The sequence below is a fragment of the Pseudoalteromonas umbrosa genome, assembly GCF_030125375.1.
GTDB classification, from domain to species: Bacteria; Pseudomonadota; Gammaproteobacteria; order Enterobacterales; family Alteromonadaceae; genus Pseudoalteromonas; species Pseudoalteromonas umbrosa.
Genome location: NZ_JASJUU010000008.1, coordinates 1 through 24,464, shown reverse-complemented (window position 1 = coordinate 24,464; position 24,464 = coordinate 1). Strand labels below are relative to the sequence as shown.

Genomic DNA, 24,464 nt, shown 5'->3' with positions numbered 1-24,464 from the left:
AAATAGGTTAGAGTAGGTTCCAGTAGTAAATACCGTACCCGACAAACAAAGCGGGTATTGCTGAATAGGCCGTTGCTAACAGTGCTGCTTTAGGCGCAAGGGCAATTGCTGGGAATAACGCATCGCCGTCATTTGCGACAGCGTTTGCTGCTAATGCACTAAATGGTAATACGCCCTGAATATACAAGCTGGTCACCACAATTTGCGGACCACAGCCTGGCAGTAATCCAATCATGATTGCAATAAGCGGTGCGTAAATCGCATACTCAGTAAACCAAGCCGCTAAGTCTAAGCCAAATAAAGCGACCGAGAGCTCGTAAATCATAAAGCTTGCAACTACCCAAGCAGTCACAAAGTGCGTGTCTTGAAGGATTTTAGCCAAACGAGAAGGGGGCTTAACTTCTTCTTCTTCTGCCGTAATTTGCTTATAAGTTTTTCCCTTAGAAGACAAAGCCCAAATAACCACCGCAAAAATGGCCATGCCGGCACCGAGTAACTCGATAGGTTGCTCAAATTGCCCTAAGTCCATATTAAATGCCATAACAAGCGAAATTGCGATACAAGGAAACAAAACAATTTTCCAAACAGGCTCGCTCATGCGCACTGCAAAAGTGGGTGGGTCGCAGTCTTCTACTTGTTTGTCATTGGCCTTTGGTCTGCAATAATCTGCTTTGTGAAATAGGTTTACAGCTAAGCCACTGATGGTACCAACTGCGATGCCAAGCAAAATGATTGCCATGCCCTCAAGCGGCTTTTTTGCTAAAAGTAAGAATGCTGCATCGCCCATGGTTGCGGTCAAAACGGCAACGACGGAGGCAAAGCTGGCTTGCCCTTTGGTAAACTGGGTTACAACGATGATGGCTCCGCCACAACCGGGTAATGCACCAAGTACGGCTGCCATGGTAACTTCAAGCGCAGGAGATTTTTTATTTAAATAACTCAGCTCCAATTGGGGGAGTTTTTCTACGAAGTAGTAGTAAATTGCTAAGGTACCTGCAACAAACACACTGACTTGGAAAAAAGCGTCTGCAAGTGTTCCTAACGCAATGTCACGGATAGGTGCATAAAGTAAAGTTGCTATCAATAATAGCGGGAGTATCAACCGCTTATTTGCTGCCAGATAGGCAAATTGAGAAGCCGCCTTGAACGGATAAGAACGAGAATATGAGAGCATATAGTGCAACCGGTAACCTAATAACAGTTGCACTTTAGTGTTAAATTAAATGAAAATCAATATCATTTCCATTTATTTTCTTTGGAATTCAGATGTTGCACTCCAAGTTGGCCACGCTTCTTCTTGAGAAATTAAGTAACCAGCTTTGAAAAATAGCTGAAGATCTTGGACTGCGCCACTGAGATCCCACTCTTTTCTGTAGCGATCGCATGGCTGATGGTAACAACCACGTAGCACAAGGCTCATACGCTTACGGTATTTTGCTGTGGCATCGTCGAATGGTTCATGACCACCACCTGCATACATAGCTGGGATGCCCATGTTAGCAAAAGCGAAGTGATCTGATCGGTAGTAAATACCCGCAGACGGGTTTGACTCATTTGAGATTGAACGGTTTTGCTCATCAGCCACTTCTTTAAGTACGCCATCTAGAGATGATTTACCAAGGCCAACAACGCTGATGTCTTTTACTTTACCAAGTAAGTTAAGGGCATCTAGGTTGATATTCGCAACAGTCTGGTTTGCTGGGATCACGGGTGTTTCAGCGTAGAATTTAGAGCCTAATAAACCTTGCTCTTCAGCGGTGACCGCTAAGAAGGTGATCGAACGATCAGGGCGCTGCGGTAATTTAGCAAATGCTTCTGCTACTTCAATGATGCCGCCTGTGCCTGTCGCGTTATCGTGTGCACCGTTATAAATTTTATCGCCTTTACGGTTAGGATCGACACCTAGGTGATCCCAGTGCGCAGAGTAAATGATGTGCTCATCTGACTTTTTAGCGCCCGGTAGCGTGGCGATAAAGTTATATGATACTGACTTTTTGATAGTACTTTTCACATCGACAGACGCAGTTAAGTCGCCCATGTCTACGTGATATGCACCTTCAGCAGCTTTCTTTTTGGCATCTTCAAAATTCAAGCCAGCATCTGCAAAGAGCTCTTTTGCAACATCAACGCTTATCCAACCTTCAACCGCAACGCGATCCATGTTGTTATTCTCTTTTTGGAAGCCAAACTGCTCACCGCTCCAAGAGTTCTCAACTACTTCCCATGGGTATGATGCAGGTGCTGTTTCATGAATGATGATGGCACCAGCTGCACCTTGACGGCTTGCTTCTTCATATTTGTATGTCCAACGTCCATAGTAAGTCATGGTATTACCGTTAAACACTTTAGGGTCTTTTGTTGCGTAGCCAGGATCGTTTACCAGCATAACAACCGTTTTGCCTTTTACATCTAGACCTTCATAGTCGTTCCAGCCATATTCTGGTGCATTGACACCGTATCCAACGAATACTAATTCTGAGTCGTTTAAAGACTGTGCTGGGCTGATGCGGCTTGTGCCCATGACCATGCCTTTTTTGTACGGGTAGCTGCGCTCACCGATTTTTAGCGTCATGTTTGGGTCGGCTTCGATTGATACCAGTGGTACTTCTTGCAAAAAGCTATTGCCGTTGCCCGGCTCATAACCCAATGCTTTGAAATGTTTAGTCAAATAAGCAAGCGTTAGTTCTTCACCTTTGCTTGATGGCGCACGGCCTTCAAATTCGTCAGAGGCGAGTGTTTTGATGTGTTCACCTAGTTGCTCGGCATTAATACTATTATATGCCGTAACAATATCTTCAGGTGTGTTGCTTTTTGTCGTTGCACAGCCTGCTAAAATGGCAAGCGACAGAGCACTCAGTGTTAATTTTAGTTTCATGACCTTTCTTTTTTATGAGATTACTTCCGGCTAATTAATATCATAATTGCAAAGTAAATTCGACTTTAGCCGATGTATAGCGCTAGGTAGATGGAAAAGTACGCAGATGTTATTTATCTTTTTGCGCCCTCGCGTGTATTTGGTAAAATGCGCGCAATAGTACAATTTGCGAAATGAGCACGCATAGTTAGCATGAAAAAGTTTACTCCCCCTGAAAATTGGCAAAATCAATTGTTTGCGCAAGCCCCTTTTGCGCATTTACAGGCGATATTTAATTTACAAGCCTTTGATACTTGGCCAAGCTTTGAGTGGTTAAATGGGCAAACCAACCAGCAAAATGCGCAGGGTAAGCATATTGTTTTTACTGAAAATAGTAAGCTGGAAGAAGAAACTCGCTACTACGAAGAGATCATTGCGCAGACCGGTCAGGTGCCGACACGAGAGAATAACTGGCATGATTTTTTTGGTGCGATGATTTGGTGTTTATTCCCAAAAACTAAAAGTCTCCTTAATAAACTCCATATCGAAGAAATAGCACTGCACGGCTTAAAAGAGCGCAGTCGAAAACGTAATGCATTAACCTTGTTTGATGAATGCGGATTAGTACTCGCGGTGCCTCATATGCAATGGCAAGAAGACTTGCGTTCGCATTTATGGCATGACGCGTTTTTTGTGCAACAAGATAAGTGGCATAAAGAAGCCCAACCTTTTATTTTTGGCCATGCCAATTACGAAATGCTGACTAACCCGTTCATCGGCCTAACGGGCAAGTTGCTATGTATTCAAGTCGACGAGTCTTTTACTGCACTCCCTCTACTTGAGCAATACGCGCACTTGGATAGCCGCTTGGTTGAGTTGATCACAATGGATAAGGTGCTGGATGACAATAAACAGATGTCACCAATCCCTTTACTGGGCATACCTGGTTGGCACTATGACACGCAAGATGAAGCATTTTACGCGGATGAAAGCTACTTTAGGCCTAAGAGAAGGAAGATAAGTGATAGTAGTAAACGGACTGAAAAAACGCTTTAAGCTCGCCAAAGAGTTAGAAAATACCACCAGTCGTAGCGACGCAAGGCAGCGTGATGGTTTCTTTCATTCTGTGGAAGACGTGTCTTTTCGCTGTGATAGAGGTGAAGTATTGGGGCTACTTGGCCCCAATGGCGCTGGGAAAACCACCACGTTACGCATGTTATCAACCGCGCTCAAACCTGATGCCGGCAGCATTGAAATATCTGGACATAACATTGTGAAATACCCCTTGAAAGGTCGAAAAGCCATTGGCTTTTTATCTGGTACAACGGGTTTATATGGTCGTTTAACGGCAAAAGAGAATGTCGAGTATTTTGCTAAATTGCATGGTTTAAAAGGCAAAGCCCTTAAAGTGCGCTGTGATGAATTGTTTAGTCAATTAGCAATGGACGACTTTTTAGATAAACGCGCTGAGCATTTATCAACAGGCATGAAGCAAAAAACCAATATTGCCCGAGCAGTGGTACATCAACCAGATGTGGTTGTGCTGGATGAGCCAACTACAGGCTTAGATATTATGACCAAGCAAACCATTATTCAGTTTATTCGTGAGCTCAAATCTGCGCAAACCCCAGTGGTGTTTTCTACGCATCACCTTGATGAAATCGCTTTATTATGTGACAGCGTGTGCTTGATAGATAAGGGGCAAAGTCGTTTTTCTGGTAGCATTGAGGCGTTTAAAACAGCAGGGCAGAGTACTGAGCTAAACGATGCGTTTTTGAATATTGTTAATCACGGATGTGCAGATGTTTGAAGTGTTTTTAAAGGAAGTCAAAGAACTACTGCGTGACAGAAAGACCCTGTTTTTTGTCATTGCTCTGCCCATTGTTATTTTTCCTATTTTATTTGCTTTGCTTGGGTTTTTAGCGTCAAAGACGACCTTTGAAGCGGAGCAAAAGGTGCATACTTACTACCTTGCCAATGCAGAACACTCATCAGAGTTTGCACAAATGCTGTTTTATCATAAAAGCTTTAAGCCGTATGAAGGGGATGAGCAGTTTGACAGCATCGATGCATTAAAAGCCGCTGTAAAGGCGGGGAAAATAGATGTTGGTATTGAGATCCCAAAACAGCAAGATAAGCAATTGAATGTCACACCAGAGCAAGCTGTTTGGCATGTGGTATTTAATGATGCCCAATCGATTAACTTTGTATATAAGCGACTGGAAAAGCTCATTAATAAATATGCTGCAGGCATTCGTTCTGCAACGTTAGAAGCTTTAGGGGCGACTAAAGCGCATCATAGTGCAATTCTAAAACCGATCACCATTACCAAAGTCGATACCGCAGATAAACGTGAAAACTACGGTGAAAAGCTAGGTGCATTAATTCCTTATATGTTGATCCCGCTTGTTTTAATGGGGGCAAGTTACCCTGCGATTGATTTGGGCGCAGGGGAAAAAGAGCGAGGTACTCTTGAAACCTTGCTGTTGACGCCTGTGACGCGCACGCAACTGGTACTGGGCAAGTTTTTAACAATATTGACTAGCTCCATTGCCTGTGCCTTAGTGACAGTCTCTAGCATGGCTATTTGGATAAGTATTGCTGGCGGTATAGGGGTGTTAGACACCATCAAAGACGCTTTTTCTAGTGTGAGCATTACGGACTTTATGCTGATTTTTGCGTTGTTACTGCCTGTGGCTGTGATGCTCTCATCCTTGGTGTTGGCAATTTCCATCTATGCACGTTCGTTTAAAGAGGCACAAAACTATATGGGGCCGCTGAGCATGCTGGTGTTTGTGCCCATTGTCGTGTCGGTGATGCCAAATATGTCGCTTAATACCACCACGGCTTGGATCCCCATTACCAATGTATCTTTAGCGATTAAAGAGATCATTAAAGGCACTGTTGACTACAGTGCCGTGATGATGATTTTTGTTGCATCAGCACTGCTTGCTGGGGCATTGCTGATGTTTTGTATACGTTGGTTTAGTAAAGAGTCCGTGTTATTTAGATAGCAATTAGGCGGCTTTAATGCCGTCTAAATTTTGCGTGTCTAACTCAACGACGTTCAATACTTTTTGTATATCAGACCAGTGCAGTAGCTCAATGCGGCCTTGCTCGTTTTCAACAAGTGCCGTGCAGTTTTCAATCCAGTCGCCATCATTACAATATACGATACCATCAGTTACATTAATTCTGGGCTGGTGAATGTGGCCACAGATAATGCCATCCATGCCTTGCTTTTTTGCTTCGTGCACAGCGGCTTGCTCAAATGCGGCAATCGCTGCGCGAGCTTTATGAACTCGGTTTTTAAGCCAAGAAGCCAGCGACCAATAGTGTCCGCCATAGAGCTTACGCACACGATTGGTCCAACGATTTAGAAACAGCAAAAAGTCATAGGCTTGATCGCCAATAATACTGATTAATTTGTTGTAGCGGGTGGCCGAATCAAAGTCATCGCCGTGTAGCAATAAGAAACGCTTGCCTGCAGAGGTGGTATGCACGTATGTGTGGTGCACTTCAACATTAAACAGTGTCATATCTACATAATTGCGAAACGTCTCGTCGTGGTTACCCGGGATGTAAATAACACGTGTACCGGACTCTGCTTTTTTCTGAATACATTCTAAAACTTGATAGTGGCTTGGGTGCCAGTAAAACTGCCTTTTTAAAGACCAAAGATCCACGATATCACCTACTAAATACAGGGTATCGCAGCGCGTGCAATTTAAGAAGTCTAATAAGAATTCAGCCTTACAATCTTTATAGCCAAGGTGCACATCTGAAATCCATATGCTGGGGTAGTAAGTTTGCTCCATCTTGTTTACTCTCAAGCGTAATAATGTCTACGGTAAAGGCACGAGATGACAAACTTTTATCAGTATTGAGACGCTAAGATGACATTTTCTGCAAAGGTAGCAGGTAGAAACAAAAAACGCGCCATTTAGGCGCGTTTTTAAAAGAGGGGGAGAGTTAAGCCATGAGCTTAGTGATTTCAGCAACTGCTGAATCAATGTCTAACATGACTTTTTCACCAGTACGGCGGTTTTTCAGCTCAACCTGATTGTTATCAAGGTTACGCTCCCCAATAACTAATGTGAATGGCACACCAACTAGTTCCATATCGTTGAACATAACGCCTGGGCGCTCTTTACGATCGTCAAACAATACTTCAAGACCTGCTGCTTTTAAGTCCGCATAGAACTTTTCTGCGATATCAGGAATACGGTGAGACTTATGCATATTCATCGGAACGATTGCGATGTCGAATGGTGCAAGTGCTTGTGGCCATTTAATACCAAACTTATCATGATTCTGTTCAATCGCCGCAGCCACGATACGTGACACACCAATACCGTAACAACCCATGGTCATTACTTGGTTTTTACCGCTTTCACCTAGTACGCCTGCATTCATTGCTTCTGAATACTTGCTACCAAGCTGGAAGATATGACCAACTTCAATGCCGCGTTTGATTTGCAAAGTACCTTGACCACACGGGCTTGGATCGCCTTCAACCACGTTACGAATGTCAGCAGTTGTGAATTCAGCTACATCGCGACCCCAGTTAATCCCACTGTAGTGCACACCGTCTTTGTTTGCTCCGGCAACAAAGTCAGACATAACAGCAGCACTGTGGTCAACAATAACTGGCATATCAAGGCCAACAGGGCCAAGTGAGCCAGGTTTTGCACCAATTGCAGCAACAATGTCTTCTTCTTTTGCCATTTCAAGCGGAGAGTCAACAAGCGGTAGCTTTTCAGCTTTAAGCTCGTTTAATTCGTGATCGCCACGAACGATTAATGCAACCAGACCACGCTCACCGTCTTCGTTTTCAGCGCCGTATACAATCAGTGTTTTAACGCCTTTGTGCGCTTTAACACCATGTTGCTCAGCAAGCTCTGCGATAGTTTTTGCGTTTGGTGTATCGAAAGTATTTAGTTCTTTGCTTGGCTCTGCGCGCTCAGTTGAAGGCGCCAGTGCTTCAGCTTTTTCGATGTTTGCCGCGTAATCACTTTCAGTGCTAAATGCAATCGCATCTTCACCAGACTCAGCAAGTACGTGGAATTCATGTGATACGCTACCACCAATTGAGCCTGTGTCAGCAATAACTGGACGGTAATCTAGACCTAGGCGTTCAAAAATATTGCAGTATGCTTGGTGCATAACTTGATAAGTTTTTTCAAGGCAAGCGTCATCTAGGTGGAAAGAGTAAGCATCCTTCATTGTGAATTCACGTGCACGCATTACGCCAAAACGCGGGCGAACTTCATCACGTACTTTAGTTTGTACTTGATAAAGGGTTAAAGGCAATTGCTTGTAGCTGCTTATTTCTTTACGTACAAAGTCAGTGATCACTTCTTCGTGCGTTGGGCCAAGTGCAAATGGACGATTGTGGCGATCGGTAATTCTTAGTAGTTCAGGACCAAACTGTTCCCAGCGGCCAGATTCTTCCCACAGATCAGCAGGCTGAATGACAGGCATCAACATCTCGATCGCGCCAGCTTTTTCCATTTCCTCGCGTACAATAGTTTCTACGTTACGAAGTACTTTTAAACCTGACGGCAACCAAGTGTATAAACCTGAAGCGAGTTTGCGGATCATACCCGCACGTAGCATTAGCTGGTGGCTGACCACCTCGGCATCAGAAGGCGTCTCTTTAAGAGTCGCTAAAATATATTGACTGGTACGCATGCTTGTTCCGTTCAATGTTATGTGTTTTTAATTAGGCACGTAGTTTAACAGTGCCTAAGGTGCTAAAAAAGAGTTATTTTCGCTGTAAAGATATTTATTCTTGTGGTTTTTTGGCTGTTTGCGGTTTCTCTGCGCTCACTTCGATGACATGGTTATGCTCATCTTCAACTTGCCAGCGAATATTGAATTCGTACAGACTCATGCCATAGCTTTGTGTTTGTTGTTTTTTCTTTTTATAGGCAGGTCTTGGATCTTGCTTTAAGACGTTGCTGATAAAGCTCATTAGCTCGGGATATTGACGCTGCTTTTCAATAAAGCTTTTGGCTTGCTCACTAAAAGAAACGGTCATTTCTGTTTCTGGACGTGTATCTGCAAATCCCGCTGAGGCATCTTGCAGTGCATCCGAATAGGGCAGATAAGGTTTTATATCGACGATTGGTGTGCCGTCGAGTAAGTCGATGCCTGACAGCAAAAGTGCAAGTTGGCCATTCTTATATTCAACACCTTCTAACTTTACCGCGCTCATGCCAATGCCATTAGGTCTAAAAGTTGCTCTGGTGGCAAATACGCCTTTTCGTTCATTACCGCCAAGTCTTGGTGGGCGCACTAGCGCTGAATAGCCTTTATCAGCAGTCTCATGGAATCGAAATAGCAGCCAAAGATGTGTGAACTCTTCAATACCCCGTACAAATTCTTCGCGGTTAAATGCATCGCTGAATATCAACTTTGCAGTGGCTTCTGGTACCAGTCTAGGCTGTCTAGGAATAGCAAACTTTTGCTTATATGGAGATTCAATATGGCCAATGGCTTCAACTTCAAATTGCACGATAGCAGGCTCTTTGGATTAAAAGTCGTATTGTATCGTTTTGTATATGGCGCAACAAATTTAAATTTTATAACAGAGCGTGTAATAAAGTGTAATGTACACCGGAAAAATTACCCGCATAATTATCCTAAAAAACGAAACGGATAAAGTGATGTACTTTGCGAGATTTGGCGAGCAGATGTTAACGAGTGATGAAATGGAACTAATTGGTGATAGAGCCCTTGGTTTTAAAAATAGCATTACCCATGTATCTAGTGCGCAGGGTAAGCGTAAAAGCTTAAATAATCCAACTCACAGTAATGCCGAAATTTCTGCGTTTATGGAAATAACGATTCGCGCATGTAAGAAGCACCTTTGTCAAAGCAGTCCAATCCGCAGCGCAGTGATCTTGGAATTGCAAAAAAACAGACACGCTCTTATGGTTAATTTTACTGGAATTAAATCAGGTACAATTGGCCCGAGTAAGCTAGATCCGTTGTTAAGTAAATACACTGATGATATTTGTGCGAAATTGCTTCCAGAAACTTTATTAAGTGGTAGCGACCTTAAAAGAGCGGTAAGTACAATATTATTTGAAATTGCAAGAGAGGTTCTTTAGTTTATATTGTTCTAGAAATATTTTTGGTAATGATTTTTACGAGGTTATACTTTTATGGTTTACTACTTATTTAATGAAAGTAGCCTTATCGGTAATTAAAGGCTACTTTCATTTTTTATTTATCGTGTTCGCAGCTTATAACTCTAAAGTTTTCAGGGTTTTTAAAACCTATAGCTAACCCCTTTTTGATATCACTCCTTGATGTAAAGTTAACAGTTTGTTTTATTGTTTTATCATTGTTTCCTAGCCTATAAGTCATGGATGTTGGATTAATACCGTAATACATAAGCTGAAAAGGGAATGAATATGTTTTTTTATTTTTGTTAAATAGTGGCTTGGCAAATTTATATTTTAATAAGCAGCTTCCATTATAAAGTACCCAATCACCATAATCTATTTCCCCTTTGTTAACTGTATATTCTTCATTTGCTGTACCTCTGCCCGTTTTAACGCGATATTCCATAGCGGAATATTGTGCCATTGATTGTGCTTCTCTAAATGCTAGTACAGATACAACAGATAAATCTGGCTCTATACCACTTTCTGGCCACGTCTCGCCTTTTGGTCCAGCTATGCTCGCTACAGGTAGTTCAATACTGACACCTTTAAGCAGCGGGTATGACTTAATAAAACTGATCTCTCCAAGTGTAGGCTCGCCAACAATATAGGCTTTGTCATACGCTTTCATACTCATCGTAAAGCGTTCAGCAAGCCCTGATGTTGCTTTATCAACCAAAATATAAATTGGTAATAATGGCTTACTTATATTATTTTTGTTTGGGTTGGTCCATACATCAGTATTGTTTTGTTTATCTTTATAAATTACACGTCTTAGTAAAGTTTTTTGGTCAAAAAAATAACTTGCCAGATAACGTGAAACAGATTCTTTACCTCCTTTGTTCGTGCGCAAATCAATGATAAGAGTATCGATTTCATTAATTTTATCGAGAGCGAGATCTATTTCTTTTGTTGAACTGAAAGCATTTACAGTTAAAAAACCGATATCTCCATTAACAATATTAAAATTGATAGGGTTATCGTCCGACAGCTCAGTATCTAGATGGGTTGCTTGCTCATGGTTTATTATCAGGTTTTTGCTGTCAGTATACTCTTGTAAGTCTGATTGTATTTTTTTCGCGAAATATTCTACTTGCTCATATCCAAGGTATTTATCTTGCTTTACGTTATTTTTAAGCTGTCCAACAGTTTTTTCGATAACACCGGTATCTAATGTTGAGTCATTTAAAACGTCCTCCAGTTTTTCGATAAACTGAATTTGTTCTTCCATAGAAAACTCTTCGAAAGTGTACCCATAGTTACTGAATAGTAACATAGATAAAGTCGCGTTTATTGCTAAATTATTGATATTCATAGTTTATTTTTAATATCCCATTGAGACGGCAATTAATCTATTTCCATCATATGGCTTTCTGCCATGCGCCATTTGGTAGTTATCCAGTAATAATACATCGCCTTTATGCCAGTCAAATATAATTTCGTTTTTTTGGTATGCCTTATGAATGTGTTCTACATAAGAGTCAGGAATATTTGTACCATCACCAAATTGTATAAGGTAAGGGAATTCCTCTGGTGCCAAACTAGAAGACATATGTTCAAAATATTCTTTTGATAAACTAGATGAGTGCCAAAAGGCGACATGGTTGATCCAAAGTGGCAAACCTACTTTATTTGGGTGCTCATGAACAGCTGGCCTAATTTGGGTTGTTCGTATTTTGTCAGTATCAAGTATTTCACAGGTAATGTCGCGAAGTTTACAATCGCTTATTATTTGCTCTTTATCAGTTGTGCCAAAACCTTCTTTTACTGAGGGACCAAAGCATTGTCCATAGTTTCTGGTGAGTTTCCAACCGTTTCGTTGTCTAAACTCTTCAATAATGAGGGGGTCAATATCGTTATAAACTTTATGTGTATCTACAATGGGCGTTTGACCTTGTTCACTTGGCGCAATAATACAGCAAAATAAGAGCTCTGCGGGCATGGTGATTTCATAAGATAGCTCATTATGAAGGCGGATCGATTGATCTTTAGGGAAGATAGTGGAAGTTGAGGTCAGTTTTGATAGTTTTTTTCTTGGTGTAGCACCTCCAACATATTTTACATTTTCTTGCAATCTATATGATGTAAACTTATCAAAATCTTGGATGTTTTTTATATTAAATCCTCTGAACAATAACGCTCCGTGCTGATTGAGATCTTGATTAATCAATGCTGTATTATTATCGAAAAATTCAATTAAGTTCTCGCTAGTATTATTCGATTCATATACGTAAGGAGTATTAGAGTGATCAAACGAACGCCTTGTTATTGACTCAGCAGCAACTGAAGCCATTATTGTATTTTCCATTGTTTTCCTTATACTTGTTTTTACAAGTGATGAAGTTAGCCTGTATTTATGCATCCTAATCAAGGTGAAGAGGTATTAAGTTAGTAAACTTATTTAAGTGTAAATATCGGGCAAACTATGTTGTCTATTGAGTGTGTGACAATTTATAACTATCAGACCATAAATTACGGCGGTTGACAACTAAGCCACACATCTCACACGTGAGACGAGTTATCGTAAAGACTTTTATTCGATATGCTAAAAAATTAAAACCTAATTAATGAAAGGTTAAGCTTGTGAATTTCGTTGCCACTACTTATTATGTCAACGAACATCATTTTTGGCATTGAGTCACATTGCTCAAAAAGCAAAGCAATTCGACGTTAATTCTAATAGACACATTGTTTTATTAAAGTAATTGTGGAGTAGGTCCAAGCAATTACGTTATCTGAAAAACTGACTATGTTTTCTATCAAAACACAGTTTTGTGAATTGCTATGTACTCAATCTAGACTAATGGGTGTTGAAGTAACTTGTGTTCGATACTAAGCCTGTTTGGTATAGAGCGTAAATTATACCGTGTAAAAATAAAACTAAGTTTAGCCTGGAAGTGAGCAATGATTAGCAAAAGTAAGAAAGTGCTGTCGGCACAGTCTGCTGGGTTCATGCAATATGACCATGAGCAGACTGCAAAAAAGAGTTGTAGTGAGGAAAAATAATGATAAAAAAGTATCCGTTGTTAGCTCGGTTTTTAATTTTTTTAATAATGCCATTAATCGTATTCACGCTGCTGACACGCCTATATTTGATTGAGCGGCCTTTGAATATGCTAGGTGAAAAGGTTGAAGTATCAGGTATCTCACACCCTATTTCTATTGAGCGTGACCAGTATGGCGTGGTGTCATTAATTGCGCAATCAGACAAAGATGCATTTTTTGCGATGGGCTATGTCCACGCGCAAGATAGGCTTTGGCAATTAGAGCTGCAAAGACGCCTAGTAAAAGGAACTTTAAGCGAAATAATGGGAAAAAACACGGTTAAAACTGATCTATGGATCCGGACATTACAGCTATACAATAAGGCACAAAAAAGCATACCACATTTATCACCCCAAGCAGTTGCTTCGCTTGAGGCATACACCGATGGAATCAATACTTGGATAAGCCAAACTGAACAGTTGCCAGCTGAGTTTTCATTATTAAACAATGAAATGTCACCTTGGACCGTTGCTGACTCTTTGGCTTGGATCAAACTTTTTGCCCTAAACCTGTCAGGGGATCTTAATGAAGAGCTTATCCAATTAGTTGTGAGTAATTACCTTAATCCAGACCAACTACGCAGTTTATTTCCGAATATCAAAGTTTCACAAAATAGGCATTCATCTAAGAGTGATGTTGAGTCATATTTGGCAATGTATGATATTAATAAAGAGCTTGAGTCTAAGTTTAATATAGGCGGTAAATATGTGGGTAGTAATGTATGGGCTGTAGATGGAAAAAGGTCTGAAACAGGATATCCAATCATTGCAAATGATCCGCACCTTGGTTTACAGATCCCTTCTTTTTGGTATGCAGTAAAGATTCAAGGGGAAAATCTAAATGTACAGGGGCAGAGTATTGTCGGCTTACCTATTGTGATGTTTGGTAAAAACAAAGAAATTGCATGGGGAGGAGCGAATATGATGGCGGATACGCAAGATCTCGTTCCTCTCGTGATCAACCCGGATAATGCAAAGCAATATTGGTATGAAGGAAAATGGCATGACTTTACAGTGGTTTCAGAAAGCATATCTATAAAAAATGACTTCCCAGCGATGTTAAGGCCTGAACTTAATGATATAGAGCTATCAATTAGAATGACGAAAGTTGGGCCAGTTATTAACGATAATTACAGTACAATTGATGGGCCTGTTGCTTTGAGATGGACCGGACTAAGTGAACAAGATACGACTTATCAAGCAATGTTAGAAGTAAATTACGCCTCTTCATTACAAAGTTTCAGGTCGGCTTTGGCACATTTTGTAGCACCAACCTTGAATTTACTTTACGTGGATGAACACAATATTGCCTTACAAGGTGTTGGGAAAATCCCAATTAGGCAGGAGGTTGATAAAAGTGCTCGTTATTCTGACCCTGATGTAGGAGGCTGGATTGGATATATCCCTTACTCTGAAATGCCTCAACAAACTAACCCACCTAGTGGCATTATCATAAATGCAAATAATAGAAATGTTGCAGATGACTACCCGCACTATATTTCAAGTTATTTTGCACCACCTTACCGTGCTCAGAGGGTTAAAGACTTAATAGATAAGTATCAACAAATCGGTGTTGCACATATGAGAGAGATTCAAGCTGATGTGTTTGATTTGTCTGCTGTACCAATGAAGAGCTATGTACACTATATAAAAGCGACTGACAAGGAGATCATATTAGCAAAAGAAGCACTAGAGCAATGGGATGGTCGAGTAAATAAAGACAGTATTGGTGCAACAATAGCACATAAATGGTTAGAGAATATAAAAAGAGATATTTTTAAAGACGAGCTGTCACCTAGTTGGAACAATCGAAAACATAATTTGTATTTGCAAAGCTTTGTTTCGAGTGTTGAAGCTGCGACTGTCTACAAAACGATTAATGACGAAAGCCCATGGTGTGACAATGTAAAGACAGAAGCATTGGAGTCATGTGCTGACGTATTACACACCTCTTTTACTAATTCTATTGGCGAATTACAGCAGCAATTTGGTAGAAAAGTCGAGGACTGGCGCTGGGGAGACACGCATTTTACCGTTCTAAAGCATATGCCATTTAGTGATGTTAAAGTGCTTAAGCAGCTATTTGAAAGGCAGCTCGAAGCGCAAGGCCATATTAATACGATTAATGCATCGTCCTATAGTTATGACAAAGATAATGGCTATAGCAAAGTTTTTGGTGCTGGTTTTAGGCAAATTATCAGTATGTCTCCCAGTGAGCCATCACATGAGTTTATCAATTCTACAGGGCAGTCTGGCCAAATAGGCAGTAAGCACTACGATGATATGGTTGGTATGTTCAGTAACTTTGAATATATTAATTTCGACAAAAACAGACCCGTAAGTAAATCTCAAACATTAATACCCGTAAACTAATCAGGAGTTATAACAATGAATATGCTTACGCTGTTTTCGAAAAAAGCACCTAACGCCCTATTTATCTCAATTATCTTTGGGGCATTGGCGGGGATTCTATACTCGTCTCTTATCCCTCTTGTTTTATCTAGTATTTCTCCTGAAGACCCTAATTTTACGAATAAAATTGAGCTAACCACTGAAGTTCTATCATTCAATGTATCTAACTATAAAATGGCTGCATTGTTTTTTGTTACCTGTGTATCAATTCTTGTAATGAGAAGTGTCTCACAGATTATCTTGGTTAGAGTCGCAGCCAAAGTTGGCAAAGATTTACGCAGTCAATTTTATGAACGGATCATCAGTTCATCTTTATTGAGTGTAGAAAATATAGGATCGTCAAGGTTGATAGCTTCTATCAGTACCGATATCCCACGAATTGTTTCTGGGGCTGGAGCGCTACCTTCTATTTTAGTCAACAGTATTACACTCATAGGGATGTTAGGTTTTCTAATATTTATTAATTTTGAAGTGTTTAAGCTTGTCATGTTAGCAATATTCGTAGGAGGAGTATGCTTTCAACTACCTATGTCTATTGGAAATAAAATGTTGGAAAAGTCACGTGAGACTAGAGACGAACTACAGCGCTCAATTCATGGTTTGATATACGGCTTTAAAGAATTGAAATTAGATAAGAAAAATCGTGAGTTTTACTTTGAAAAAGCGCTATTGGATAACGAAAGAAAAATTTTGAAAGATGAAAAAAGTGCTTACAGTATCATCACTATGATGGGGATTTTTGGAGATCTAATCAGTTTCTTTGTTATTGGTGCCGTTTGTTTTGTGTTTATCAGTTACCACACAATTAGCTCTCAAGAACTGGTTGGTGTAATTATGGCGTTACTTTATATCACGGGTCCTATTTCAGTCTTGCTCGATACCATCCCTCGTATGGTTGTCGCTTCAATTTCTCATCGTAAATTAAATAAATTGCTAGCAAGTATTCCGGTGGAGACAGATGTTAAAACAGTCTCAGACACACCTGAATGGGAAACAATACAACTAAAAAATGTTGAATATACTTATCCAAGTAAAAGAGAAGAGGCAGGCTTTTCGGTTGGCCCAATTAATATCACTCTGAAAAAGGGAGATGTGACATTTTTAGTTGGTGCAAATGGCTCTGGAAAATCGACACTTTCTAAACTATTGACGCTACACTATTTGCCAAAAAATGGTGTGATTTCTTTTGGTGAGGAATCGCTAGGGTTAAATAATATTGAAAGTTATAGACAGAAAATAGGTGCGATTTATTCTGATTATTTCTTATTTGATACATTTTTATTTGATATTGACGGTGAGCGCTTAGCTCGTGCAAATACATATCTTAAAATGCTTGAATTAGATGCCAAAGTGAACATTGTAGATGGCAGATTTTCTACGCTTTCTCTTTCCGATGGGCAGAAGAAGCGCATGGCATTGCTGGTCTCATTGATGATTGATAAAGAGGTATATCTTTTCGATGAATGGGCAGCAGATCAGGACCCAGTGTTTAAAGATATTTTCTATAACAAGATACTTCCAGAACTTAAAGCAAAAAATAAAGTAATTATTGTTATTAGCCATGACGATAGATACTTTCATATTGCTGATAAAACGATAGTAATGGAGAGTGGTAAGGTTAGAGCAGAAAATGAGTCCCTTATAAAGCAGTTAGAGCCCGCCTAAGTAGAGATATATTTACTAGATACAAAATAAAAAGAATAAGAGTAGAGATAACCTTGATGGAAAATAAATATAATGAGTTTCAATTAACCTTACCTCAATTAGATATATTTTTTGATCAGATTAACCACCCAAATAATCCGATGTATAATATTGGTGGGGTAATAAATTTAGTTAATATTGATGAGAATAGACTAATACAGGCACATGCCAAGCTGATTGAAAGCGACGATATTTTTGGCCTAAGGATTGTCTCTACTGAAAACGAACATAAGCAAAAAATTTCATTAGAAAGAACTGTCGAGCTCACAGTATTAGATTTCAGTGCAAAGTCTAAAATAGAGGTTAGACAGTGGTTACAGACATTGTTCAGTACTCCTATAGAAATCTTTGATAATGAGCTTTTTAAGAGCCTGCTAATTAGAACAGGTGAAAATAAACACCTATATGTTGGTTTGGCACATCACTTGATGAGTGACGGCTGGGGCTTTTCTAATTGGGCGAAATGTTTAGCTGAGATATATAATACAGGCTCAACGAGCCAGATACCGATATCTTGGCAGGAGATAGCAAACAAAGGTGCAGATTATATTAGCTCTGCGCAGTATCAAAAAAGCAGGAAATATTGGGAAAATATTGCTTTAAAAGCGCAAAATAAAAAAGTAAAGAGTGCAATAACGCAAAATTATAAAGCGGACTTTAAAGCTGTTGATTGTTTGCCAAGTCAACGTGAAAATATGTTAATTTGCGAAGCACAACATAAAAGGATCATTGAGATTGGTACACAGTCCGGTGTGAGTATTGCTCAAATATATATGAGTTTATTAGCGAGCTACTTTTTAAAGTTAAATGATTTTAGTTCGTTTACAATGGGCATGCCGGTGCATAACCGTAGGACATTTATAGAAAAAAACAGTCTAGGTGTATTTACTAATTTTAATTCGTGTCATATCTACGCAACATCAACATCTAGTTTTCGACAGTTTTGTAAGGACTTGGCGAGTACTACAAAAGCTAATTTTCGTCATCAAAAATTCCCCATCAGTCATCAAAAGTCTCTATATGATGATTTAGATGGGCAAAACCTGTTCGATATTGCATTCAATTATCTAAAAGTAGAGACATCAATATTATTCGGCGATGAAGATGCACATTTAGAATATATTTCAAACCTCCATGAACAGCTACCCCTTGTCTTAAATGTATGGGAGCTTGAGAATAGCGTGGAGCTTCAGTTCGATTATAATTTGAGCTATCTGTCACCACATGATATGGCATTACTAAAGTCCCGACTGTTATTTATCATTGAGCAAGTTGCAAGTAATCCAGATATTAAGTTAGAAGAACTTCAATTGCTTCCTGATCAGGAGGTAAAACACTTATTGGATTTATCTCAATCAGCAAGGGTATGTGAAGTTACTAATCATTGTGTTCATACATTGTTTGAGGCACAAGTGAATAAATATGCCGATAAGGTGGCTTTACAATGTGGTGATACAACTCTTAGCTATCAGATGCTTAATCAGCGAGCAAATCAGCTTGCATCTTATCTAAAGAGTAAACACGAAATAAGGCGAGGTCAGCTGATCGGTCTGTGTGTTCAGCGCAGCATGGATATGGTCGTTGGGATGTTGGCTATTCTTAAAGCCGGTGGCGCTTATGTACCGATTGACCCTACATATCCAGAAGACAGAATACAATACATACTTGAAGACGCAAACCTGAGCCTAGTTCTGAGTGAAAGTGGGCTTCAAGGTATCACCTCAATGAAGACCAAATGGTTAGCGTTAGATTGTCTTTCATTAGATGAATATTGTATTGAAAATAATCAAGCTTGTAGTGACGAAGTGAAGGCGTCGGATCTTGCTTATGTGATTTACACCTCTGGCTCTACGGGAAGTCCCAAAGGTGTGATGGTGGAACATCGTAATGTGAATGCGCTCATGCATTGGGCGAGTGAGACTTATACACCATCTCAGTTGAATTGCGTGTTAGCTGTGACTTCAATGTGTTTTGATATTTCTGTATTTGAGATATTTGCTCCATTGATGGTTGGGGGGAGAGTTTTAATCGAACAGGATTTATTGGCTTTGTGCGAGACTGGGATCAGTAAAGAGATCAGTCTCATAAATACGGTGCCCTCTGTCATGTCAGCCTTTTTGCAAGCCGGTAAGGTGCCGTCTAGTGTAGAGGTGATTAACCTTGCTGGTGAGCCGCTTAGTCAAGCATTGGTAGAAACTCTTTATAAAGCAGGTGTTAAACAGGTCTTTGATCTATATGGTCCTACAGAAGATACGGTTTACTCAACCTATGCTTTGAGAGCACCTGACATAGAGCCGAGCATTGGTCGTCCCATCACTAATTCCCGAGCTTATATTCTTGATGATCAACAGCGTTTGGTCGCCAAAGGCGAAGTCGGAACTTTATATCTAAGTGGTGAGGGTATTACACGAGGGTATCTAAATAAGCCGAAATTAACAGAACAAAAGTTTACCCGCGATCCTTTTGTCAGTGACGTTTGTACCCGAATGTACAATACGGGAGATCTGGTCAGATACCTCAACGATGGACGAATACAATATTTAGGCCGTGTGGATGAGCAGGTAAAGATAAATGGGTTGCGGATAGAGTGTGGCGAAGTCGCGCATCATCTGAGTGGCGTTAGAGAGATTGAACAGGCACAAGTTTTAGCTCAGCAGGATAAAAACGGTCAGCACCATTTGGTCGCTTATATTAAGTATGTCGATGAGTCTGAGCTTCAATTAAATATTTCACCGAGTACATTGCAAGCGCATTTAAAGCGCGCATTGCCAAGTTATATGGTGCCATCAATATATATAGGCTTGAAGCATTGGCCGATTACAGTTAATGGAAAATTGGACAAGAGCGCACTGCCTTCGATTGAAGAGCATATTACGACTCAGAATTATATTGCGCCAAAAAGCGACACTGAGCGAGAGTTGGTTAGAATTATAGGTGAATTACTTAATGTTGAGCCAAAAGGTATAGGTCGAGAACACAGTTTTTTTGAGCTTGGCGGTCACTCTTTACTTGCAGTGCGATTGGTTTCAGAAATTCGTCAGTTTTGGCAAAAAAGTATTTCCGTGAAAGATATATTTGAGCAACGCACTGTGGCAGAGATAGCGCAAGCGATAGAGGGGACCAGCTCAAGTGAATACCTTGAACCTAAGCGTTTAAATCTTAATGAAGGCCCCTTATCTTTTTCACAACAGCGTTTATGGTTTATCGATAAATTACAAGGTCAAAGCAGTGAGTATCATTTATTCCAGAGCTTCGATGTATCAGGCGAGTTTGACTTAAAAGCTGCGGAAATCGCATTCAATGCAATTATTCAGCGGCATGAGATATTGAGAACGACTTACGTTGAGAGCGGCGATGATCTGCGACAAAGAGTCAGTACTCAATGGCAATTCAATATACAAGTTGAGGATATTTCATCGCTGAGTGACCAGACGCAGAGTATTGAGCTGGATAGGTTGTCAAATCTATATAGAGAAAAGCGATTTAATCTTGAAACAGATCTCATGCTGAGGTGCAGCTATGTCATCTTATCGAACAATAAAGGGGTATTACTTTTCAATATGCATCATATTGCCTCTGATGGTTGGTCGATTGAGGTGTTGATTAACGAATTTGTTGCAGGCTATTTAGCAAATTTAAATAGTGAAAAACTCGCTTTTAAGCCTTTAAGTTTGCAGTATACGGATTTTGTAGCTTGGCAACAGAAGTGGTTAGATGAAAGTAAATTGCAAAAACAGCTTACTTATTGGCATCAACAATTAAATAATATAGAACCAACACATGGGTTGTTAATAGAGAAGCCAAGGCCCAAAGAAAAACAGTCTAAAGGCAGCAAAGTTAGTCTGCAAAATGACAAGCTCATAGCAGAAAATTTAAGACAATTTGCAAGTGAACAGGGGCTTACGCCTTTTATGTTGTTACACGCTTTGTTTGCGTTGGTTGTAGCGCGTAACAGTAATCGCCATGACATTGTGGTTGGTACGCCAGTTGCAAATCGCAGCTCTGCTTTATTTGCGTCGTTAATTGGCTTTTTTGTCAATACGCTAGCTTTACGAGTTAACACAAAGCATAAGTGTCTTAATGAATATCTGTCTCATGTAAAGCAAGTGCATTTAGACGCACAAAATCATCAAGACGTTCCATTTGAGCAGGTTGTAGAAAGCTTGGATTTGCCATTTACTCGCTCATACAGCCCTGTATTTCAAATCATGCTTACTACTAACTCAGACTTTGATGGAGGTGCGGTAAATACTCGCTCTAGTATACAGCTAGGTGATACGCAATTATCCGTGAGGGATAGATCGAATGTCGCAGTGAAGTTTGATTTGGAGGTAGATTTACAATGGCATGATGATGGGCTAAACATTATTTGGCTCTATGACAATGCTTTGTTTGAGCCGCATTACATCGAGCAACTTGCGCTCCATTTCCAGACCCTGTTGGGGACCTTTTCCTCAGCTCAAGCCAATGCAGGTTTGTGTAATACGCCATTGAGTGAGTTGGACATACTGTCCAAATCTGAGCGTACATATTTATTGGAGACACTGAGTGGTCAAGTTGAAGAGTCACAAACGCATGGCTGTATTCATCAGTTATTTGAGGCTCAAGTAGCAAGATATCCAGATAAAGTCGCGTTGCAACACGGCGAATGTAGTTATAGCTATCATGCATTAAATACTAGAGCCAACCAAATCGCTGATTATTTGCTAAAAATGCATGACATCAGTCCGGGGCAACTAATTGGGTTATGCATTAATCGCTCTTTCGATATGGTGGCGGCTATGATAGGGGTCCTCAAAGCCGGAGGTGCATATGTGCCAATAGACCCCACTTACCCAGAACATAGAATGAGCTATATGCTTGAAGATACAGGAGTATCAGTCGTTTTGAGTGAAATGGCTTTGGCGGAGTTATCAATCAAGAATGATGCGCCAGACTGGGTTATGTTGGATAAGCTGGATCTACGAGCGTTTAACACTCATAACCCTGATATCAAGCAAGTGAAAGTTAGGAGTCATGATCTTGCCTATGTGATTTACACATCGGGCTCTACAGGCCGACCAAAAGGCGTCATGATCGAACATAGAAATGCATACGCCCTGATGTTATGGGCGCTGCAAACTTATACTGCAGAGGAGCTGCGCAGCGTATTGGCTGCAACCTCGATATGTTTTGATATCTCGATTTTTGAAATATTTGCTCCATTGAGTGCTGGTGGTCAAGTTTGGCTAGCCTCAGACTTACTAACTGTGTGTAAGCAAGGGGTAGATGCTGACGTCAGTTTAATCAACACAGTCCCTTCTGTCATGGTTGCATTTTTAGAAGCGGGTGCGCTCCCTAGTAGCGTTGAGGTTGTAAATCTAGCCGGGGAACCATTAAAGCAAACTTTGGTTGATGCTTTATATCAAAAAGGGGTTCAAAAGGTATATGACTTATATGGTCCAACTGAAGATACTGTTTATTCAACTTGCGGATTACGGAAGTTAAATGGCGCTCAACATATTGGTCGTCCAATCTTAAACACACGTGCTTATGTGTTGGATACACAACGGAAACTGGTACCTCGCGGCACAATAGGGACTTTATATCTAAGCGGGGCAGGTGTAACCCGAGGTTACTTGAATCAGCCGGAGCTAACAGCACAAAAGTTTTTGCCAAACCCTTTCACGGATAATGATACAGATCGCATGTATAATACGGGCGATTTAGTACGTCATCGCCACGATGGCACCTTACAGTATCTTGGGCGCTCGGATGAGCAAGTGAAGCTCAACGGTTTGCGTATTGAGTGTGGCGAAGTGGCCCATCAATTGAACCGCTGCCAAGGTGTTGAACAGGCTGAGGTCTTGGCCAGAGAAGATCAGCAGGGCAAACAGCATTTAGTTGCGTATTTAACGCGCTCGTCTTTAGAGGACACGTCGCCAGATGTGTCAAACAGTGCGTTACAGGCCCAGTTGGCAGAGACTTTACCCAGTTATATGGTTCCATCGATATTTATTTGGTTAGATAAATGGCCGATGACAGCGAATGGCAAGTTAGATAAAAAGGCATTGCCGACGATTGATGCGTTTATCACGGAGCAAGTATACATTGCACCCACGACAGAGGTTGAGCAAGACATCGCTGCTATTTTCAGCAAGTTATTAGCGATAGAGCTTTGCCAAGTCAGTCGAGAGGGGGACTTTTTTGCGTTGGGTGGACACTCTTTATTAGCGGTCAGGTTAGTTGCTGAAATCAGAAAGCTCTGGGGCAAAGATGTGTCAGTAAGAGATGTGTTTGAGCTGCGAACAGTTAAAGACCTAGCGATAGCGGTGGAGAAAACGCACACGAGCGCCCTATGTGAACCAAAGCGATTACATCTGACAGAAGCACCGTTGTCATTTTCACAGCAACGAGTTTGGTTTATTGATAAGCTGCAAGGGCAAAGTAGTGAGTACCACCTGTTCCAAAGCTTTCAAGTACAAGGTGTGTTTGAACATAAGGTGGCAGAGTCGGTATTTTGCGACATCATTGCTCGGCATGAAGTATTAAGAAGTGTCTATCTCGACTCACCAGAAGGGCCGAGACAAAAAGTATTGCCTACTTGGCAATTTAAGCTTGGCTTTGAAGACTTATCAGGACATCCCGAAGTGGCTCAGTCAAATGCGCTGACAGAACGCATTGAGGCGGAGCAGAGTCGTCCATTTAACCTTAGTGAAGATGTGATGTTGAGAGCCAGTTACATTGCAACAGGGGACAAAGAAGGGGTGCTGCTTTTTAATATGCATCATATTGCATCGGATGGCTGGTCTTTAAATATCTTAATCGATGAGTTTATGGCTGGGTATCACAGTCTTCAGCAAGGGATTGACTATGAGGCGAAGCCTTTGGCATTGCAATATAGTGATTATGTGCACTGGCAAAGAGCGTGGTTAGATACACAGAGGCAGCAAGTTCAGTTGGATTATTGGCAGCAGCAACTGGCAGATGTAGAGCCTATCCATGGTTTACGCTTAGACAAACCAAGGCCGCCGCAAAAGCAGTATCAAGGCGCAAAGGTCTGCACATCTATAAATACAGGTGTTGCACAGGGTATTAAGGCTCTAGCGAAAGCACAGGGTATGACGCCATTTATGTTGGTTCATGGTTTAATCGCACAAGTGTTAGCACGCCACAGTAACCGGTCGGAGATTGTCATTGGCACGCCGGTGGCGAATAGAGCAGATGCTGGACTATCGTCATTAATCGGTTTTTTTGTTAATACAGTGGCGTTAAAAGTTTGCACACACCATGACA

At 40.7% G+C, this 24,464-nt stretch carries 14 protein-coding genes; 7 read left to right on the top strand and 7 right to left on the bottom strand.

Annotated elements, in window-relative coordinates; translation table 11 throughout:
- Positions 1-7: 7 nt before the first annotated feature.
- Together QNM16_RS21315 and QNM16_RS21310 are read right to left on the bottom strand one after the other, a co-directional pair.
- Entirely contained in the window at positions 8-1,174 is a 1,167-nt protein-coding gene (locus QNM16_RS21315; protein ID WP_284022574.1) for a putative manganese transporter, read from the bottom strand.
- A 72-nt stretch (positions 1,175-1,246) separates the two neighbouring features.
- On the bottom strand, positions 1,247-2,875 hold the full coding sequence (locus QNM16_RS21310) for a M28 family metallopeptidase (RefSeq protein WP_284022302.1): 1,629 nt from the start codon (positions 2,873-2,875) through the stop codon (positions 1,247-1,249).
- A gap of 192 nt (positions 2,876-3,067) precedes the next feature.
- Between QNM16_RS21310 and QNM16_RS21305 the strand changes: the two genes are divergently transcribed.
- The 3 genes from QNM16_RS21305 to QNM16_RS21295 are packed head-to-tail and all read left to right on the top strand — an operon-like array spanning position 3,068 to position 5,868.
- Complete coding sequence (locus QNM16_RS21305; protein ID WP_284022301.1) at positions 3,068-3,910, top strand: DUF3025 domain-containing protein; 843 nt, start codon at positions 3,068-3,070, stop codon at positions 3,908-3,910.
- Complete coding sequence (locus QNM16_RS21300; protein ID WP_284022300.1) at positions 3,876-4,664, top strand: ABC transporter ATP-binding protein; 789 nt, start codon at positions 3,876-3,878, stop codon at positions 4,662-4,664. The genes QNM16_RS21305 and QNM16_RS21300 overlap by 35 nt, the downstream gene beginning before the upstream one ends.
- Positions 4,657-5,868 (top strand): ABC transporter permease, encoded by a 1,212-nt coding sequence (locus tag QNM16_RS21295; RefSeq protein ID WP_284022299.1) that lies wholly within the window; start codon positions 4,657-4,659, stop codon positions 5,866-5,868. Before QNM16_RS21300 ends, QNM16_RS21295 begins: the two co-directional genes overlap by 8 nt.
- Positions 5,869-5,871: 3 nt before the next feature.
- Here QNM16_RS21295 and QNM16_RS21290 read toward each other — a convergent pair whose 3' ends face one another.
- The 3 genes from QNM16_RS21290 to tsaA all read right to left on the bottom strand — a co-directional run bounded on the left by QNM16_RS21290 (position 5,872) and on the right by tsaA (position 9,374).
- On the bottom strand, positions 5,872-6,672 hold the full coding sequence (locus tag QNM16_RS21290; RefSeq protein WP_284022298.1) for a UDP-2,3-diacylglucosamine diphosphatase: 801 nt from the start codon (positions 6,670-6,672) through the stop codon (positions 5,872-5,874).
- 154 nt (positions 6,673-6,826) lie between these two features.
- Positions 6,827-8,548, bottom strand: coding sequence for a proline--tRNA ligase (locus tag QNM16_RS21285; RefSeq protein WP_284022297.1), 1,722 nt, complete (start codon positions 8,546-8,548; stop codon positions 6,827-6,829).
- A 94-nt stretch (positions 8,549-8,642) separates the two neighbouring features.
- The gene (gene tsaA, locus QNM16_RS21280; RefSeq protein WP_417710421.1) at positions 8,643-9,374 is read right to left on the bottom strand and encodes a tRNA (N6-threonylcarbamoyladenosine(37)-N6)-methyltransferase TrmO; all 732 of its coding nucleotides are present in this window, start codon (positions 9,372-9,374) and stop codon (positions 8,643-8,645) included.
- 151 nt (positions 9,375-9,525) lie between these two features.
- Between tsaA and QNM16_RS21275 the strand changes: the two genes are divergently transcribed.
- Entirely contained in the window at positions 9,526-9,972 is a 447-nt protein-coding gene (locus tag QNM16_RS21275) for a hypothetical protein (RefSeq protein WP_284022296.1), read from the top strand.
- A 115-nt stretch (positions 9,973-10,087) separates the two neighbouring features.
- Here the strand turns inward: QNM16_RS21275 and QNM16_RS21270 are convergent, their stop codons facing one another.
- Both QNM16_RS21270 and QNM16_RS21265 read right to left on the bottom strand, forming a co-directional pair.
- Positions 10,088-11,260 carry a S41 family peptidase gene (locus QNM16_RS21270; RefSeq protein WP_284022295.1) on the bottom strand — a complete coding sequence of 391 codons (1,173 nt, stop codon included), beginning with the start codon at positions 11,258-11,260 and terminating at the stop codon, positions 10,088-10,090.
- Positions 11,261-11,353: 93 nt separating this feature from the next.
- The gene (locus tag QNM16_RS21265) at positions 11,354-12,337 is read right to left on the bottom strand and encodes a TauD/TfdA family dioxygenase (protein WP_284022294.1); all 984 of its coding nucleotides are present in this window, start codon (positions 12,335-12,337) and stop codon (positions 11,354-11,356) included.
- 697 nt (positions 12,338-13,034) lie between these two features.
- Between QNM16_RS21265 and QNM16_RS21260 the strand changes: the two genes are divergently transcribed.
- From QNM16_RS21260 to QNM16_RS21250, 3 genes are all read left to right on the top strand, one after another.
- The gene (locus QNM16_RS21260; RefSeq protein WP_284022293.1) at positions 13,035-15,446 is read left to right on the top strand and encodes a penicillin acylase family protein; all 2,412 of its coding nucleotides are present in this window, start codon (positions 13,035-13,037) and stop codon (positions 15,444-15,446) included.
- A gap of 15 nt (positions 15,447-15,461) precedes the next feature.
- Positions 15,462-17,150, top strand: coding sequence for a cyclic peptide export ABC transporter (locus tag QNM16_RS21255; protein WP_284022292.1), 1,689 nt, complete (start codon positions 15,462-15,464; stop codon positions 17,148-17,150).
- 56 nt (positions 17,151-17,206) lie between these two features.
- Positions 17,207-24,464: non-ribosomal peptide synthetase (locus QNM16_RS21250; protein ID WP_284022291.1), on the top strand; the 7,258-nt coding region annotated here is incomplete at its 3' end.

Excerpts from the sequence above, each read along its gene's own strand:
- QNM16_RS21315 (WP_284022574.1), bottom strand. The coding sequence starts at position 1,174 with ATGCTCTCATATTCTCGTTCTTATCCGTTCAAGGCGGCTTCTCAATTT.
- QNM16_RS21310 (WP_284022302.1), bottom strand. The coding sequence starts at position 2,875 with ATGAAACTAAAATTAACACTGAGTGCTCTGTCGCTTGCCATTTTAGCA.
- QNM16_RS21305 (WP_284022301.1), top strand. The coding sequence starts at position 3,068 with ATGAAAAAGTTTACTCCCCCTGAAAATTGGCAAAATCAATTGTTTGCG.
- QNM16_RS21295 (WP_284022299.1), top strand. The coding sequence starts at position 4,657 with ATGTTTGAAGTGTTTTTAAAGGAAGTCAAAGAACTACTGCGTGACAGA.
- QNM16_RS21290 (WP_284022298.1), bottom strand. The coding sequence starts at position 6,672 with ATGGAGCAAACTTACTACCCCAGCATATGGATTTCAGATGTGCACCTT.
- QNM16_RS21285 (WP_284022297.1), bottom strand. The coding sequence starts at position 8,548 with ATGCGTACCAGTCAATATATTTTAGCGACTCTTAAAGAGACGCCTTCT.
- QNM16_RS21275 (WP_284022296.1), top strand. The coding sequence starts at position 9,526 with ATGTACTTTGCGAGATTTGGCGAGCAGATGTTAACGAGTGATGAAATG.
- QNM16_RS21270 (WP_284022295.1), bottom strand. The coding sequence starts at position 11,260 with ATGGAAGAACAAATTCAGTTTATCGAAAAACTGGAGGACGTTTTAAAT.
- QNM16_RS21265 (WP_284022294.1), bottom strand. The coding sequence starts at position 12,337 with ATGGAAAATACAATAATGGCTTCAGTTGCTGCTGAGTCAATAACAAGG.
- QNM16_RS21260 (WP_284022293.1), top strand. The coding sequence starts at position 13,035 with ATGATAAAAAAGTATCCGTTGTTAGCTCGGTTTTTAATTTTTTTAATA.
- QNM16_RS21255 (WP_284022292.1), top strand. The coding sequence starts at position 15,462 with ATGAATATGCTTACGCTGTTTTCGAAAAAAGCACCTAACGCCCTATTT.